The organism is Flavobacterium sp. AG291 (genome assembly GCF_003350375.1).
Taxonomy (GTDB): Bacteria; Bacteroidota; Bacteroidia; order Flavobacteriales; family Flavobacteriaceae; genus Flavobacterium; species Flavobacterium suzhouense.
The window spans coordinates 149,633-165,133 of sequence record NZ_QQAR01000004.1 but is presented as its reverse complement, the minus strand read 5'-3'; the positions used below and the strand labels follow the sequence as shown (position 1 = coordinate 165,133).

25 protein-coding genes are annotated in these 15,501 nt (G+C 37.3%); all 25 read left to right on the top strand.

The genetic code is table 11. The features are described from left to right. The first annotated feature begins 16 nt into the window (after positions 1 to 16). Positions 17 to 436, top strand: coding sequence for a 50S ribosomal protein L16 (rplP, locus tag DEU42_RS06445; RefSeq protein WP_114757461.1), 420 nt, complete (start codon positions 17 to 19; stop codon positions 434 to 436). Positions 437 to 449: 13 nt separating this feature from the next. Next, positions 450 to 641: a 50S ribosomal protein L29 gene (gene rpmC, locus DEU42_RS06440; RefSeq protein WP_114757460.1), complete on the top strand. Its 192-nt coding sequence runs from the start codon at positions 450 to 452 to the stop codon at positions 639 to 641. 17 nt (positions 642 to 658) lie between these two features. Beyond that, positions 659 to 916, top strand: coding sequence for a 30S ribosomal protein S17 (gene rpsQ, locus DEU42_RS06435; protein ID WP_057671665.1), 258 nt, complete (start codon positions 659 to 661; stop codon positions 914 to 916). Between the two features lie 2 nt (positions 917 to 918). Beyond that, positions 919 to 1,287, top strand: coding sequence for a 50S ribosomal protein L14 (rplN, locus tag DEU42_RS06430; protein ID WP_007803649.1), 369 nt, complete (start codon positions 919 to 921; stop codon positions 1,285 to 1,287). A gap of 11 nt (positions 1,288 to 1,298) precedes the next feature. Continuing rightward, positions 1,299 to 1,613, top strand: a complete 315-nt coding sequence (gene rplX, locus DEU42_RS06425; protein WP_114757459.1) for a 50S ribosomal protein L24 — start codon at positions 1,299 to 1,301, stop codon at positions 1,611 to 1,613. Positions 1,614 to 1,615: 2 nt separating this feature from the next. Then, complete coding sequence (gene rplE, locus DEU42_RS06420; RefSeq protein WP_114757458.1) at positions 1,616 to 2,167, top strand: 50S ribosomal protein L5; 552 nt, start codon at positions 1,616 to 1,618, stop codon at positions 2,165 to 2,167. Between the two features lie 3 nt (positions 2,168 to 2,170). Next, entirely contained in the window at positions 2,171 to 2,440 is a 270-nt protein-coding gene (rpsN, locus tag DEU42_RS06415) for a 30S ribosomal protein S14 (protein ID WP_114757457.1), read from the top strand. 71 nt (positions 2,441 to 2,511) lie between these two features. After that, positions 2,512 to 2,910, top strand: a complete 399-nt coding sequence (gene rpsH / locus DEU42_RS06410; protein ID WP_114757456.1) for a 30S ribosomal protein S8 — start codon at positions 2,512 to 2,514, stop codon at positions 2,908 to 2,910. Between the two features lie 16 nt (positions 2,911 to 2,926). Further along, positions 2,927 to 3,469 carry a 50S ribosomal protein L6 gene (rplF, locus tag DEU42_RS06405; RefSeq protein ID WP_114757455.1) on the top strand — a complete coding sequence of 181 codons (543 nt, stop codon included), beginning with the start codon at positions 2,927 to 2,929 and terminating at the stop codon, positions 3,467 to 3,469. Between the two features lie 21 nt (positions 3,470 to 3,490). Continuing rightward, entirely contained in the window at positions 3,491 to 3,841 is a 351-nt protein-coding gene (gene rplR, locus DEU42_RS06400) for a 50S ribosomal protein L18 (protein WP_114757454.1), read from the top strand. Between the two features lie 6 nt (positions 3,842 to 3,847). After that, positions 3,848 to 4,372: a 30S ribosomal protein S5 gene (gene rpsE / locus DEU42_RS06395; RefSeq protein WP_114757453.1), complete on the top strand. Its 525-nt coding sequence runs from the start codon at positions 3,848 to 3,850 to the stop codon at positions 4,370 to 4,372. A 14-nt stretch (positions 4,373 to 4,386) separates the two neighbouring features. Continuing rightward, a complete protein-coding gene (rpmD, locus tag DEU42_RS06390; RefSeq protein ID WP_114757452.1) occupies positions 4,387 to 4,569 on the top strand; it encodes a 50S ribosomal protein L30 in 183 nt (60 codons plus the stop codon). Positions 4,570 to 4,581: 12 nt separating this feature from the next. Then, positions 4,582 to 5,034 carry a 50S ribosomal protein L15 gene (gene rplO, locus DEU42_RS06385; protein WP_114757451.1) on the top strand — a complete coding sequence of 151 codons (453 nt, stop codon included), beginning with the start codon at positions 4,582 to 4,584 and terminating at the stop codon, positions 5,032 to 5,034. A 14-nt stretch (positions 5,035 to 5,048) separates the two neighbouring features. Next, positions 5,049 to 6,392, top strand: a complete 1,344-nt coding sequence (gene secY, locus DEU42_RS06380) for a preprotein translocase subunit SecY (RefSeq protein WP_114757450.1) — start codon at positions 5,049 to 5,051, stop codon at positions 6,390 to 6,392. An 8-nt stretch (positions 6,393 to 6,400) separates the two neighbouring features. After that, entirely contained in the window at positions 6,401 to 6,616 is a 216-nt protein-coding gene (gene infA, locus DEU42_RS06375; RefSeq protein ID WP_026714631.1) for a translation initiation factor IF-1, read from the top strand. 12 nt (positions 6,617 to 6,628) lie between these two features. Next, positions 6,629 to 6,745 (top strand): type B 50S ribosomal protein L36, encoded by a 117-nt coding sequence (ykgO, locus tag DEU42_RS06370; RefSeq protein WP_002987490.1) that lies wholly within the window; start codon positions 6,629 to 6,631, stop codon positions 6,743 to 6,745. A gap of 2 nt (positions 6,746 to 6,747) precedes the next feature. Then, positions 6,748 to 7,122, top strand: coding sequence for a 30S ribosomal protein S13 (gene rpsM / locus DEU42_RS06365; protein WP_114757449.1), 375 nt, complete (start codon positions 6,748 to 6,750; stop codon positions 7,120 to 7,122). A gap of 8 nt (positions 7,123 to 7,130) precedes the next feature. Further along, on the top strand, positions 7,131 to 7,514 hold the full coding sequence (rpsK, locus tag DEU42_RS06360; RefSeq protein ID WP_114757448.1) for a 30S ribosomal protein S11: 384 nt from the start codon (positions 7,131 to 7,133) through the stop codon (positions 7,512 to 7,514). An 84-nt stretch (positions 7,515 to 7,598) separates the two neighbouring features. Then, entirely contained in the window at positions 7,599 to 8,204 is a 606-nt protein-coding gene (rpsD, locus tag DEU42_RS06355; protein ID WP_114757447.1) for a 30S ribosomal protein S4, read from the top strand. A gap of 21 nt (positions 8,205 to 8,225) precedes the next feature. After that, positions 8,226 to 9,218, top strand: coding sequence for a DNA-directed RNA polymerase subunit alpha (locus DEU42_RS06350; RefSeq protein ID WP_114757446.1), 993 nt, complete (start codon positions 8,226 to 8,228; stop codon positions 9,216 to 9,218). A 32-nt stretch (positions 9,219 to 9,250) separates the two neighbouring features. Further along, the gene (gene rplQ, locus DEU42_RS06345; RefSeq protein WP_114757445.1) at positions 9,251 to 9,754 is read left to right on the top strand and encodes a 50S ribosomal protein L17; all 504 of its coding nucleotides are present in this window, start codon (positions 9,251 to 9,253) and stop codon (positions 9,752 to 9,754) included. Between the two features lie 164 nt (positions 9,755 to 9,918). Then, positions 9,919 to 11,028: a glutamine-hydrolyzing carbamoyl-phosphate synthase small subunit gene (gene carA / locus DEU42_RS06340; RefSeq protein WP_114757444.1), complete on the top strand. Its 1,110-nt coding sequence runs from the start codon at positions 9,919 to 9,921 to the stop codon at positions 11,026 to 11,028. Positions 11,029 to 11,216: 188 nt separating this feature from the next. Then, positions 11,217 to 12,512 (top strand): phosphopyruvate hydratase, encoded by a 1,296-nt coding sequence (gene eno / locus DEU42_RS06335; protein ID WP_114757443.1) that lies wholly within the window; start codon positions 11,217 to 11,219, stop codon positions 12,510 to 12,512. A 226-nt stretch (positions 12,513 to 12,738) separates the two neighbouring features. Next, complete coding sequence (locus tag DEU42_RS06330) at positions 12,739 to 14,664, top strand: tetratricopeptide repeat protein (protein ID WP_158537857.1); 1,926 nt, start codon at positions 12,739 to 12,741, stop codon at positions 14,662 to 14,664. After that, positions 14,657 to 15,418 carry a LytR/AlgR family response regulator transcription factor gene (locus tag DEU42_RS06325; RefSeq protein WP_114757441.1) on the top strand — a complete coding sequence of 254 codons (762 nt, stop codon included), beginning with the start codon at positions 14,657 to 14,659 and terminating at the stop codon, positions 15,416 to 15,418. The genes DEU42_RS06330 and DEU42_RS06325 overlap by 8 nt, the downstream gene beginning before the upstream one ends. Positions 15,419 to 15,501 lie beyond the last annotated feature (83 nt).

The window sequence follows — 15,501 nt, the reverse complement described above, 5'->3', positions numbered from 1 at the left end:
AAACTAAAGAAGTAAAATGTTACAGCCTAAAAGAACAAAATACCGTAAGGTACAGAAAGGTAAGATGAAAGGCGTGTCTCAAAGAGGTCACGAACTTTCTAATGGAATGTTTGGTATCAAATCTTTAGATTCGACTTTTATTACTTCTCGTCAGATTGAAGCAGCTCGTATCGCAGCAACTCGTTTCATGAAGAGGGAAGGTCAACTATGGATAAAAATTTTCCCGGACAAGCCTATCACTAAAAAACCTCTAGAGGTAAGGATGGGTAAAGGTAAAGGTGCAGTTGAATACTGGGCTGCAGTTGTAAAACCGGGAAGAATCATGTTTGAAGTAGGAGGAGTTCCTTTGTCAGTAGCTAAAGAGGCGCTTCGCCTTGCTGCTCAAAAGCTTCCTGTAAAAACTAAGTTTATCGTTGCCAGAGATTTCGAAGCATAATTAAAAATTTATTATGAAACAATCTGAAATAAAAGATCTATCTGCAGCTGAGTTACAAAGTAAACTTGGTGAGTTGAGAAAAACATATGCCGACCTAAGAACTGCTCACGCTATATCTCCAATTGAGAACCCACTACAGATCAGAACTGTAAGAAGGTCTATCGCTAGAGTAGCAACTGAGTTAAGTAAAAGAGAGTTACAATAATTGTAGTCTGCTGAAAGATGGAAAAAAGAAATTTAAGAAAAGAGAGAATTGGTGTTGTTACCAGTAATAAAATGGAGAAATCAATTGTGGTTTCCCAAACTACAAGAGTAAAACACCCATTATATGGTAAGTTCGTGTTGAAAACTAAGAAATTTGTTGCACACGACGAAACAAACGACTGTAACATTGGTGATACAGTAAGGATTATGGAAACACGTCCTTTATCTAAATCAAAATGTTGGAGGTTAGTTGAAATCATTGAAAGAGCTAAGTAATTATGGTACAACAGGAATCAAGACTTAAAGTAGCAGACAACACAGGAGCGAAGGAAGTTTTAACTATCCGTGTTCTTGGAGGAACGAAAAGACGTTATGCCTCTGTTGGAGATAAAATTGTAGTTTCTATTAAAGATGCAACACCAAACGGAAACGTTAAAAAAGGTGCTGTTTCGACTGCAGTTGTTGTACGTACCAAAAAAGAAGTGAGAAGAGCCGATGGTTCATACATCAGATTTGACGATAACGCTTGCGTATTGTTAAATGCTGCTGGTGAAATGAGGGGAACTCGTGTTTTTGGTCCGGTTGCAAGAGAACTTCGTGAAAAACAATTCATGAAAATTGTATCATTAGCACCTGAAGTGCTTTAATTATTCTAAAGATGATAAAGCTAAAGATAAAATCTGGAGACACTGTAAGAGTAATTGCCGGAGACCATAAAGGTTCTGAAGGTAAAGTACTACGTGTTCTTCGTGAGAAAAACAAAGCGATCGTAGAAGGCGTTAACATGGTGTCTAAACACACTAAACCAAGCGCTAAAAACCCACAGGGTGGTATCGTGAAGAAAGAAGCTCCTATCCACATCTCTAACATCGCCCTTGTTGATCCTAAAACTAAGGAGACTACTAAGACAGGTGTAAGAAAAGAAGGAGATAAGAACGTGAGATTTTCAAAAAAATCTAATCAAGTATTATAGTGATGGCTTACATACCAAGATTAAAAGAAGAATATAAGAGCCGCGTAGTTGCTGCTCTTAAAGAAGAGTTCGGTTACAAAAACGTAATGCAGGTTCCTAAACTTGAGAAAATCGTTTTGAGCCGTGGAGTTGGTGCAGCTGTATCTGATAAGAAACTTATCGATTATGCAGTAGACGAGTTAACAAAAATTACCGGTCAGAAAGCTGTTTCTACCATTTCTAAAAAAGACGTTGCGTCTTTCAAACTTAGAAAAGGTATGCCGATTGGTGCTAAAGTAACTTTACGTGGAGAAAGAATGTATGAGTTCCTAGACAGGCTTATCACTTCTGCACTTCCACGTGTAAGGGATTTCGGCGGAATCAAGGCTACAGGATTTGACGGAAGAGGTAACTATAACCTGGGTGTAACTGAGCAAATCATTTTCCCTGAAATTGATATTGATAAAGTTAACAAAATATCAGGTTTAGATATTACATTTGTAACTTCTGCACAAACTGATAAAGAAGCGAAGTCATTATTAGCAGAATTAGGTTTACCTTTTAAAAAGAATTAAGTTATGGCTAAAGAATCAATGAAAGCCCGTGAGGTAAAAAGAGCGGCGCTGGTAGCAAAATATGCTGAGAAAAGGAAAGCTTTATTAGAAGCTGGAGATTACGAAGGCCTTCAAAAACTACCTAAAAACGCTTCTCCGGTACGTATGCACAACCGTTGCAAACTTACAGGAAGACCAAGAGGTTATATGCGTCAGTTCGGTATTTCACGTGTAACTTTCCGTGAAATGGCTAACAATGGCTTGATACCAGGAGTTAAAAAAGCAAGCTGGTAAAAAACAGAATTATAAATTGGTTTCAGGTTCGGCCGTAACAGGCCGAAAACCGTTACCGCAAATTACTAAATATGTATACAGATCCAATCGCTGATTTCTTAACAAGAATCAGGAATGCAGTTAGAGCTAACCACAAAGTGGTTGAAATCCCTGCTTCTAACCTTAAAAAAGAAATCACAAAGATTTTATTTGATCAGGGCTATATCCTTAGCTACAAATTTGATGACAATGCTGTTCAAGGTACCATCAAAATCGCTCTTAAGTATGACAAAGACACTAAAGAGTCTGTAATTAAAGATATCCAAAGAATTAGTAAACCAGGTTTACGTAAATATGCAGGTGCTGATAACCTTCCAAGAATCCTTAACGGATTAGGGATAGCTATCGTTTCTACTTCAAAAGGTCTTATGACTGGCAAGCAGGCGAAACAGCTTAATGTTGGTGGTGAGGTAATTTGTTACGTATACTAATAAAAAGACTTATACGATGTCAAGAATAGGTAAAAATCCAATTACAATACCTGCTGGTGTTACTGTAGAAGTAAACGGCAACGTTGTATCAGTTAAAGGTAAAAAAGGCCAGCTTACACAAGATTTCTCAGATGTTACTGTGAAAATCGAAGAGGGTCAGGTTTTAGTTGAAAGATCTTCTGATCATAAAGATGAAAGATCTAAACACGGTTTATACAGAGCACTTATCAACAACATGATTGTTGGAGTGAATGAAGGCTTCACAAAAGAGCTTGAGCTTGTTGGAGTAGGTTACAGAGCTTCTAACCAGGGTCAAAAACTGGATATCGCTCTAGGTTTCTCTCACAACATCGTTCTTGAGGTTGTACCTGAAGTAACTGTTGAGACTGTATCAGAAAAGGGTAAAAACCCTATCATCAAACTAGCTTCTCATGATAAACAACTTTTAGGCCAGGTTGCTGCAAAGATCCGTTCTTTCCGTAAACCTGAACCATACAAAGGAAAAGGAGTTAAGTTTGTAGGTGAAGTACTAAGAAGAAAAGCAGGTAAATCAGCTTAATAAATCTTAAAATCTAAGACTATGTCATTAAACAAATCTGAAAGAAGACAAAGAATTAAGTTCAGGATCAGAAAGATTGTAAGCGGAACTGCTGCTCAACCTAGACTTTCTGTATTCAGGAGCAATAAAGAGATCTATGCTCAAATCATAGACGACGTTAACGGTGTAACCCTTGCGGCTGCCTCTTCAAGAGATGCAGGTATCACTAAAGGTACTAACATTGAAACTGCTGCAGCTGTTGGAAAAGCAATTGCAGAGAAAGCTTTAAAAGCTGGTATTGATACTATCTCTTTTGACAGAGGTGGATACCTTTACCACGGACGTGTTAAATCATTAGCTGAAGGCGCAAGAGAAGCCGGACTAAAATTCTAAGAAATTATGTATCATAATTATAAAAACGTAGAACTTGTAAAACCAAGCGGTCTTGAACTTAAAGATCGTCTGGTTGCTGTAAATCGTGTTACTAAAGTTACAAAGGGTGGTAGAGCTTTTGGTTTTTCTGCTATTGTAGTTGTAGGTGACGAGAATGGAGTAGTAGGTCACGGTCTTGGTAAATCTAAAGACGTTTCTGAGGCTATTGCTAAAGCTGTTGAGGATGCAAAGAAAAGCCTTGTAAGAATTCCACTTTCAGGCCAGTCTGTTCCTCACGAGCAAAAAGGTAAATTTGGTGGTGCACGTGTACTTTTAATGCCTGCTTCTCACGGTACCGGAGTTATTGCCGGTGGTGCTGTTCGTTCAGTACTTGAGTCAGTTGGTATCCACGACGTACTATCAAAATCTCAGGGATCATCTAACCCTCACAATGTTGTTAAAGCTACTTTTGATGCTTTACTTCAAATGAGAAGTGCTGCTACTGTTGCAAAACAGAGAGGTGTATCATTAGAAAAAGTATTCAAAGGATAATTCACAAGGAAATCATGGGAAAAATAAAAGTAAAACAAGTAAAGAGCAAAATCAACTGTCCTGAAACTCAAAAAAGGACTCTTGAGTCGCTTGGCCTTCGTAAACTAGGTCAGGTTGTTGAGCACGATGCAACTCCTGCTATCCTTGGAATGGTAAATAAAGTTAAACACTTAGTTTCTGTTGAAGAAGCTAACTAACAAAATACACTCATGGATTTAAGTAACTTACAGCCTGCAGAAGGTTCAGTTCACAATAAAAACAAAAGAGTAGGTAGAGGAGAGGGTTCTGGAAAAGGTGGTACTGCTGCACGTGGTCACAAAGGAGCTAAATCTCGCTCTGGTTATTCTAAGAAAATAGGTTTTGAGGGTGGTCAGATGCCATTACAAAGACGTGTTCCTAAGTTTGGTTTCAAAAACATTAACCGTAAGGAATATGAAGGTGTAAACCTTGACACGCTTCAAGCTCTAGTAGATAACGGAATTGTTACAGATACTGTAGATTTTGCAGTATTAGTAGAAAACCGCTTAGCTACTAAAAATGAAATGGTAAAGATATTAGGAAGAGGAGAGCTTAAAGCAAAACTAAAAGTAACTGCTCACAAATTTACTGCGACTGCTAAGGCTGCTATCGAAGCTGCTGGTGGAGAAGCTGTAACTTTATAATCTTTATAATTCATATGAAGAAATTTTTCGAAGCGTTTGCCAATGTCTGGAAAATAGAAGAACTAAAAAACAGAATTTTAGTTACTTTGGGATTGTTACTAGTGTACCGTTTTGGTGCACATGTAACGCTACCCGGTATTGATGCTACACAATTAAACAAATTAACAGATCAAACCCAGGGAGGTATTGGCTGGCTTATCGATGTATTTACAGGTGGTGCGTTTTCGCAGGCATCTGTATTTGCATTGGGTATAATGCCTTACATTTCTGCTTCTATTGTTGTACAGCTAATGGGTATTGCTATACCTTATCTTCAGAAACTGCAAAAAGAAGGTGAAAGCGGAAGAAAGAAAATCAACCAGATTACGCGTTGGTTAACTATCGTTATCACTCTTGTTCAGGGTCCTGGTTATATCTATAACCTTTACAGAACCCTTCCTGCAGAAGCATTTATGATGCCTTCTACATCTTTTGCATTTCTTTTCTCTTCTGTTGTTATTCTTGCTACAGGTACCATCTTCGCGATGTGGCTTGGTGAGAAAATTACAGATAAAGGAATCGGTAATGGTATTTCACTACTAATATTAGTGGGTATCATCGCAAGAATGCCACAGGCTTTCATTCAGGAGTTTACCTCGGTAGTTACTGAAAACAATGGTGGGCCTTTGAAATTACTTCTTGAAGTTGCTGTATGGTTAATGATTATCATTGCATGTATCCTTATGGTTATGGCGGTGAGAAAAATACCTGTACAGTATGCGAGACGTACAGCATCTGGCGATTTTGAACAAGATATGTTAGACGGAAATAGGCAATGGATACCGTTAAAGCTAAACGCTTCGGGAGTTATGCCTATAATCTTCGCTCAGGCTATTATGTTCATACCTGCAGCATTAGCAGGACTTTCCAAGTCTGATGCGGCCGCAACCATCACTTCTCAATTTCAGAATGTGTTCGGTTTGGCGTACAATGTAGTTTTTGCTTTATTAATTATAATTTTTACGTACTTTTACACCGCGATTACGGTGCCTACTAATAAGATGGCTGACGACCTTAAGAGAAGTGGTGGTTTTATACCTGGTGTTAGACCGGGTGTTGAAACCGGAGACTACCTTGATAAGATTATGTCGTTGATCACTTTCCCTGGCTCATTGTTCCTTGCACTACTGGCTGTGTTCCCGGCTATAGTGTTTAACTTTGGAGTTCAGCAACAGTGGGCGTTATTTTATGGTGGTACATCGCTGTTAATTATGGTCGGGGTTGCGATCGATACTATTCAACAGATAAATTCTTATCTATTGAATAAGCATTATGACGGTTTGATGAAAAGTGGTAAGAATAGAAAAGCAGTAGCTTAACAATTTTTATGGCAAAACAATCAGCAATAGAACAAGACGGATCGATAATAGAGGCATTGTCCAATGCCATGTTCCGTGTTGAATTAGAAAACGGGCACGTAGTAATTGCTCACATTTCAGGAAAGATGCGTATGCATTACATCAAATTACTTCCGGGTGATAAGGTGAAACTGGAAATGAGCCCTTACGATTTGTCCAAAGCAAGAATTACTTATAGATACTAAAGCTATTATAAAATGAAAGTAAGAGCATCAGTTAAGAAAAGAAGTGCCGAGTGCATCATTGTGCGTAGAAAAGGCAGATTATATGTTATTAACAAAAAGAATCCTAGATTTAAACAAAGACAAGGATAATTATGGCAAGAATTGCAGGTGTAGACATACCTAAAAACAAAAGAGGAGTTATTGCTTTAACTTATATCTTCGGAATTGGTAGAAGCAGGGCTGAAGAGATACTTGGAAAAGCTAACGTTAGCGAAGATAAAAAAGTTCAGGATTGGAATGATGATGAAATCAGTGCAATTCGTGAGGCAGTATCTTATTTCAAAATCGAAGGTGAGCTTCGTTCTGAGATTTCATTAAACATCAAACGTTTAATGGATATCGGATGCTACAGAGGTATCCGTCACAGAGCTGGTCTTCCACTACGTGGTCAACGTACTAAGAACAACTCAAGAACTAGAAAAGGTAAGAGAAAAACTGTTGCTAACAAGAAAAAAGCAACTAAATAATAAGTAGTATGGCTAAAGCGAATACAAAAAAACGTAAAGTTATTGTAGAATCTACAGGTGAAGCTCATATCAGTGCTACTTTTAATAACATCATCATTTCTTTGACTAACAAAAAAGGTGAAGTTATTTCTTGGTCATCTGCAGGTAAAATGGGCTTCAGAGGTTCTAAAAAGAACACTCCGTATGCAGCTCAGATGGCAGCAGAAGATTGTAGTAAAGTAGCTCTTGAGGCTGGTCTTAAGAAAGTGAAAGTTTACGTTAAGGGTCCTGGAAATGGTAGAGAATCTGCTATCAGGTCTCTTCACAATGGAGGTATTGAAGTTACAGAAATCGTTGACGTAACTCCACTACCACACAATGGTTGTCGTCCTCCAAAAAGAAGAAGAGTATAATTTTATAGTATAATCAAAACAGGATCAAGGATTATCGGAGGATACGACCTGAATTCATAATCCCCTGTTTATTAATTTTTAGAAATGGCAAGATATACTGGTCCAAAAACTAAAATCGCCCGTAAATTCGGTGAGGCGATCTTCGGAGATGATAAAGCCTTCGAAAAAAGAAATTACCCTCCAGGGCAACATGGTTTAGCCAAAAAGAGAGGTAAAAAATCTGAATATGCTGTTCAGCTAATGGAAAAGCAAAAAGCTAAGTACACTTACGGAGTTCTTGAAAAACAATTCAGAAACCTGTACGAAAAAGCTGCTGCATCTAAAGGTGTAACTGGTGAGATCCTTCTACAACTTTGTGAAGCTAGACTTGACAACGTAGTATTCAGGATGGGTATTGCTCCTTCAAGAAGGGCTGCTAGACAAATCGTTTCTCACAGACACATTACCGTTAATGGAGAGTTGGTAAATATTCCTTCTTATCACCTAAAAGCGGGAGATAAAGTTGCTGTACGCGAGAAATCAAAATCTCTTGATGCAATCGAGCGTTCTTTATCTAATTCTGCTCACGTTTATGAGTGGATCACTTGGAACAACGATACAAAAGAAGGTACTTTTGTTTCAGTACCTGCCAGGATTCAAATCCCGGAAAACATCAAAGAACAACTAATCGTAGAGTTGTATAACAAATAATAATTGACATTAGTCGAAAATATGGCAATATTTAATTTTCAAAAGCCCGATAAAGTTATCATGATCGATTCTACCGATTTCCAAGGTAAATTTGAATTTAGACCTTTGGAACCGGGATATGGACTGACAGTTGGTAACGCACTTAGAAGAGTTTTGCTTTCTTCATTAGAAGGTTATGCAATTACTTCAGTTCGAATTGAAGGAGTTGACCATGAGTTCTCTACAATAGCAGGGGTAGTTGAAGATGTAACAGAGATAATACTGAACCTTAAACAAGTTCGTTTTAAACGTCAGATTGAAGACATTGATAACGAATCAGTTTCTATATCTTTCACAGGAAAGGATCAGCTTACAGCTGGTGATTTCCAGAAATTTATTTCAGGATTCCAGGTATTAAACCCTGATTTTGTTATCTGTAATATGGATAGCAAAATTAACATCAACCTTGAGCTTACTATCGAGAAAGGTAGAGGTTATGTGCCTGCAGAAGAGAACAAAAAGCAAAACGCAGCAATAGGAACTATTTTTACTGATTCAATCTTTACTCCGGTAAAGAATGTTAAGTATGCAATAGAAAACTTCCGTGTTGAGCAGAAAACAGATTACGAAAAGCTGGTTTTTGAAATCATCACAGATGGTTCTATTCATCCTAAAGAAGCGCTTACTGAGGCAGCAAAAACACTGATTCACCACTTTATGCTGTTCTCTGATGAAAGAATAACACTTGAGGCCGATGAAATTGCACAAACAGAATCTTATGACGAAGAGTCATTACATATGAGACAACTTCTTAAGACGAAGCTTGTTGATATGGATCTTTCTGTAAGAGCATTAAATTGTTTAAAAGCGGCTGAAGTTGATACGTTAGGCGACTTGGTATCGTTCAACAAAAATGACTTAATGAAATTCCGTAATTTTGGTAAGAAATCGTTAACTGAGCTTGATGAGCTTGTTGCTTCTAAAAATTTACACTTCGGAATGGACTTAACGAAATATAAATTAGATAAAGAATAATCTGAACCCTCTGGGTTTAAATTACAACAGCAATGAGACACGGAAAAAAAGTAAATCATTTAAGCAGGCAGGCAGGGCATAGAAGATCTATGCTTGCTAACATGGCTTGCTCACTTATAGAGCACAAGCGTATCAATACGACTGTTGCCAAAGCTAAAGCGCTTAAACAATATATTGAGCCTCTAGTTACTAAATCGAAAGAAGATACAACTCACAACAGACGTATCGTATTCGCTTACCTTCGCAACAAATATGCTGTTACTGAACTTTTCAGGGAAGTAGCTGCTAAAGTTGGTGATCGTCCGGGTGGATATACTCGTATCATTAAGCTTGGTAACCGTCTTGGTGACAACGCTGATATGGCGATGATTGAGCTTGTAGACTTTAACGAACTGTACAACGCTACTAAGAAAGAAGCTAAGAAAACAACTCGTAGAAGCCGTACTGCTAAAAAAGCAGACGTTGCTGCTCCTGTTGCTGAGGCTCCTGCTGCACCAGCTGTTGAAACAGAAGAGAACAAAGAAGCTACTGAATAATCATGATAGTGATTTTTCAATAATACAAAAAAGGATAAACTTTAGAGTTTGTCCTTTTTTTTTGGTCTACTTGAACGTTTTATATAAAGCAAATAAGCTGAACGTTTTAGAAAGCCAATTTTTTGAAGTAAATTTGCACCCGAGAAGAAAATAACAACGCGTAAATGAAATATTCAAATCGAAATCAGGCAATCCTCCTTTTAGCTGACGGTACTGTGTTTTATGGTAAATCTATAGGTATCGAAGGAACTACATTTGGAGAAGTATGCTTTAACACCGGAATGACCGGTTACCAGGAGATATTTACTGACCCTTCTTATTTTGGGCAGATAATGGTAGCGTCTAACGCTCATATTGGTAATTACGGTACAAATGCTGAGGAAATTGAGGCTGAAAAAATTATGATTTCAGGCCTTGTGTGTAAAAATTTCAGTTTTAATCCATCAAGGGTGAACTCTGATAAGAGCCTTTTGGATTATTTTACTGAGCAAAATTTAGTTGCCATATCGGATGTTGATACAAGAGCACTTGTAAGCTATATTCGTGATAATGGTGCTATGAACGCTGTTATATCTACTGATGGTACTTCTCTTGAAGACCTGAAAAAACAATTGGCAGGCGTTCCGGACATGAAAGGGCTTGAGCTTTCTTCTAAAGTCTCTACTAAAGAGCCTTACTTTGTTGGGAATCCTGATGCTAAATACAAAATTTCGGCACTTGATCTTGGAATTAAGAAGAACATTCTTAGAAACCTGGCGAAAAGAGATTGCTACATTAAAGTATTCCCTTATGATGCAACTTATGAGGATATGAAAACTTTTAACCCTGATGGTTTCTTCCTTTCAAACGGTCCCGGCGATCCGGATCCGCTTTATTCAGCTCAAGAAACAGCAAGGAATATATTAGCTAATGATGAGCCTGTATTTGGCATCTGTCTTGGACACCAGGTATTAGCGCTTGCAAATGGCATTCCGACATATAAGATGTTTAACGGGCACAGAGGGATTAACCATCCGGTTAAAAACCTAATGACGGGTCATGGTGAAATTACATCTCAAAACCACGGTTTTGCAGTTGTAAGGGAAGAACTTGAAAAACATCCTGACTTTGAAATAACGCATGAACATATTAATGACGGTACTGTTGCGGGTATGCGTATGAAGAGCAAAAACTGCTTCTCTGTTCAATACCACCCTGAGGCTAGCCCGGGACCACACGATGCAAGCTATCTGTTTGATCAGTTCATTGCTAACATAGAAAAAAGTAAAAACTAATACGATTTGGGCTAATATTTATTAGCCCAAATTTGTTTTTTGGCGGTACTGAAGCTGATTTGTATATAAACCTATGAAGCTAAATCGTTTGCGTTTATAAGTTTTTGAAAATGGCCTTTTTCAGTCTCGCAAAATGTTTAAATTTGTTAGGTTTCACAAAAAATAAATAACAAACAAAAAACTATATAATGAGCATTATTATTAAAGTACACGCTAGACAGATACTTGATTCACGCGGAAATCCTACTGTAGAAGTAGATGTAATTACAGAAAACGGAATCCTTGGAAGAGCAGCGGTGCCTTCGGGAGCATCTACAGGTGAGCATGAAGCTGTTGAATTGCGTGACGGTGGTAAAGCCTACATGGGTAAAGGAGTTTCTAAAGCTGTTGAAAATGTAAATACTGCAATTGCCGGAGAAATCGTTGGTATGTCTGTATTTGAACAAAACGCTATTGACAAAGCGATGATCGCTCTTGACGGTACTGCTAATAAATCTAATCTTGGTGCTAATGCTATCCTTGGTGTTTCTCTGGCTGTAGCTAAAGCTGCGGCTAATGAATTAGGGTTACCATTATACCGTTACATAGGTGGTGTTTCGGCTAATACACTTCCTGTTCCTATGATGAACATCATCAATGGTGGTTCTCACTCTGATGCGCCTATCGCATTCCAGGAGTTTATGATCATGCCTGTTAAAGCTACAAGCTTTACTCACGCTATGCAGATTGGTACTGAGGTATTTCATAACCTTAAAAAAGTACTTCATGACAGAGGTCTTAGTACTGCTGTGGGTGATGAAGGAGGTTTCGCACCTAATTTTGAAGGTGGTACTGAAGATGCTATCGAAACAATTAAAAAAGCTATCGAAAATGCCGGTTATACTTTTGGAGGAGATGTTAAGCTTGCGCTTGACTGTGCAGCGTCTGAGTTCTATGTAAACGGTAAATACGACTATACTAAATTTGAAGGTGCTACAGGTAAAGTAAGAACTTCTCAGGAACAGGCAGACTATCTTGCTGAGCTTGCTAATAAATACCCAATCATCTCTATTGAAGATGGTATGCAGGAGAATGACTGGGAAGGTTGGAAATACCTTACAGAGAAAATTGGTGATAAAGTTCAGCTTGTAGGTGACGATTTATTTGTTACTAACGTTGAGCGTCTTGCTAAAGGTATCGAAACAAGTACTGCTAACTCAATCCTTGTGAAAGTTAACCAGATTGGTACGCTTACTGAAACTATCGCTGCTGTAAACATGGCACATAACGCAGGTTATACTTCTGTTATGTCACACCGTTCAGGAGAGACTGAAGATAACACTATTGCAGATCTTGCAGTTGCTCTTAACTGTGGTCAGATTAAAACAGGTTCTGCTTCGCGTAGTGACCGTATGGCTAAATACAACCAATTACTTAGGATTGAAGAGGAGCTTGCTGAAGTTGCTTACTTTCCGGGTGAAAAAGCATTTAAAGTAAAACAATAATAGTTTATACGCTATAAATTTGAGGCTATCTGAATAAGATAGCCTCTTTTTTTTATAAATTGATAACGCTAAAACCATTGCAAATTCTAAATGACAGGCTTCAAATTCTAAACAGTTGGATTTTAAATAAGAATGAAATTATAAATTTGTTTTATATATACACTCTATGAATATTTTCAGGATTCTAATTTTAACTGGTTTAATGCTTCTTTTTAGTGAGGGTGCAATGTCACAGACAAAAGCATTGGACAGCCTGTTTACTGAATTAAAGAAAACATCATCGGACTCATTAAAAATAGATGTTCTTAATGCTATTGCTGAGCAATATGAAAATGAACCTGCTAAAATGATGGAGTATTCCCGAAAGGCACTTACCCTTTCGGAAGAAAAAAAACTGAAAAGGCGCATGGCTTATTCATGGTTTAATGTTGGTACAGCTAATATTTTACAAAGTAATTATGCTGAAGCCCTTAAAGATTTTACTAATACACAACTGCTGTATGAGGAATTAGTAAAAGCTCCCGGGAAAGAAAATGTTTTAGAAATAAAAAACGCACTTGCTGCCACTTATGGAAGCATAGGTATTGTTTGTTCTGAGCAAAATAATTATGCCAAAGCACTGGAGTATTATTTTAGAGCATTAAAGCTTTATAGGGAAATAAAAAAAGACGATGTTGTAGTTGCGGTTTATAATAACATTGGTAATCTCTATGAGATACAAAAAGAGTACAGTAAAGCTCTTGAATATTTCAATAAAGCATTGTGGATACAAAAGAAAATTGGTGATAATTCTGCTGCCATAACAATTACCAACATAGGTAAAATATATCTTGCAAAAAATGAAGACAGTAAGGCCTTCGCTTCTTTTAAGGATGCGGAATCTATATTCAAAAAACATGCTAACTATCGTGGGATGGCCGAATTGTACAATAACTTGGGGAATTATTATAAAAAGAGAAACATTCCGGATAATGCAGAAGCGTATTACATACTTGCACTAGAGTTGTTTCAACAGATAGGAGAAGAATATGGCGCATCTGCTTCATTAGGTTATTTGGGCAGTTTGTATGCTTTTGAGGGTAAAAATAAAGAAGCTATAAAATATCTTGAAAGGTCATCAGCACTGGCTGAGCAAATAGGAGTGCCCGAACAGGTTAAAGAGTCTGAAAAAATATTAAGTGAAGTTTATGAGAAAATGGGTAATGCTCCAGAAGCATTAAAGCATTATAAAAAATATAGTGCTGCCAAAGAAAGCATTAATGACAGTGAAAATATTAAAAGCATGGTTCGTGAAGAAATGAACTATGAATTTGAACGTAAAGAAGCGTTGCAGAAAACAGAAAATGAAAAAAAGCAGCTTATATATAAAGAAGAAGCTAAAAGACATAAACTTCAAATGTTATTTACAGCTTTGTTTATATTGTTGCTTTTTGGTATTGCTTTTCTAATTTACAATAGGTTGCAGTTAAAAAAAACATTAACGTTGCAGCGAGATCTGGCCGAGTATGAGCAAAAAGCATTGCATTTACAAATGAATCCTCATTTTGTGTTCAATTGTCTTGGCTCTATTTCCAGCTTTATAGTTCAGAATGGCAAAGAATCGGCGATTAAATACCTGGCAAAATTCTCGAAGCTGATGCGTCTGACTCTTGAGTATTCGAAGGAGTCACTTATACCTATAGACAAGGAGATTGAAAGTCTTCAAAATTATCTCGAGCTTGAACAGTTAAGGTTTAATAAGATATTTGACTTTTCGATAACTAAAGATTCTGCTATCGAAGATGATATGGCACTTCCGCCTCTATTACTTCAGCCATTTGTTGAAAATGCAATAATTCATGGGCTGGTTCCTAAAAAGGGAGGGTTTATTCAGGTTGATTTTAATATTGCTGGGGAAAAATTAATTTGTACTGTTACTGATAATGGAATAGGAATAAATAAGTCGAAAGAACTCAAAGAAAATTTAGTAACAGTTCATAAATCCATGGCTCTGGAAATAACCCGTAAGCGATTGGAAGTAATTCAGGCAGTGACAGCAAAGAGTGCCAAGGTGGAAATAAACGAACTTATAGGGGAGGATGGACAGCCTTCAGGAACAAAAATTATCTTACATTTACCTATACAATTCTCATCTGATCAAAAATATGATTAATGCTTTATTAATAGACGACGATAATAACCTTAGGGAGGGTATGAAGGCGCTGCTTGCTATGTATGCTCCTGATATTCGTATTGTAGGTGAGGCTGATAGTGTGAAATCCGGTATTGCCGCGATTGAGCAGCACCGTCCGGATGTTATATTTCTGGATATCCAATTAGGTGATGGAACCGGATTTGACATCTTAGAACAGTTTCAGCAAAAAGCAGGGAGCCTGACATCACACGTAGTGTTTATTACAGCTCATGAAGAATATGCTTTAAAGGCATTTCGTTTCAGTGCACTTGATTATTTGTTAAAACCGGTAGATCCTGATGATCTTAGTAAAGTAATAGATAAAATAAAAAAAGTACTTAATACGAATGACAACTATGCTCATATCGACTTACTTCTGGAAAACATCAGAAAAAAGGTAGATAAGTTTAAAAGGATAGCGCTTTCTACTTCAGATGGTATTCATCTTTTTGAAGTGAGTGATATCATTCGTCTGGAGTCTCAGGATAACTATACTAAATTTTATATAAAAGATAATAAGCCTGTTCTGATTGCTAAAACACTTAAGGAATATGAAGATATGTTGTCTGAACATGGATTCGAAAGGATACATCAGTCGCACCTTATAAACCTGTCTTATTTAAAATCGTATATCAAGAAAGATGGCGGCTATGCAGTAATGGGAGATAACAGTCATTTACCCATATCGCAACGAAAGAAAGAGCGTTTGCAGGAATTACTGAAATCACTTTAATGCGAATACTAAATCAGCTTTGGCGAATTCTAAATCAAAAGGCTGAAATAGCTTGAAAAAATTATATTTGACGTCAAAACAAA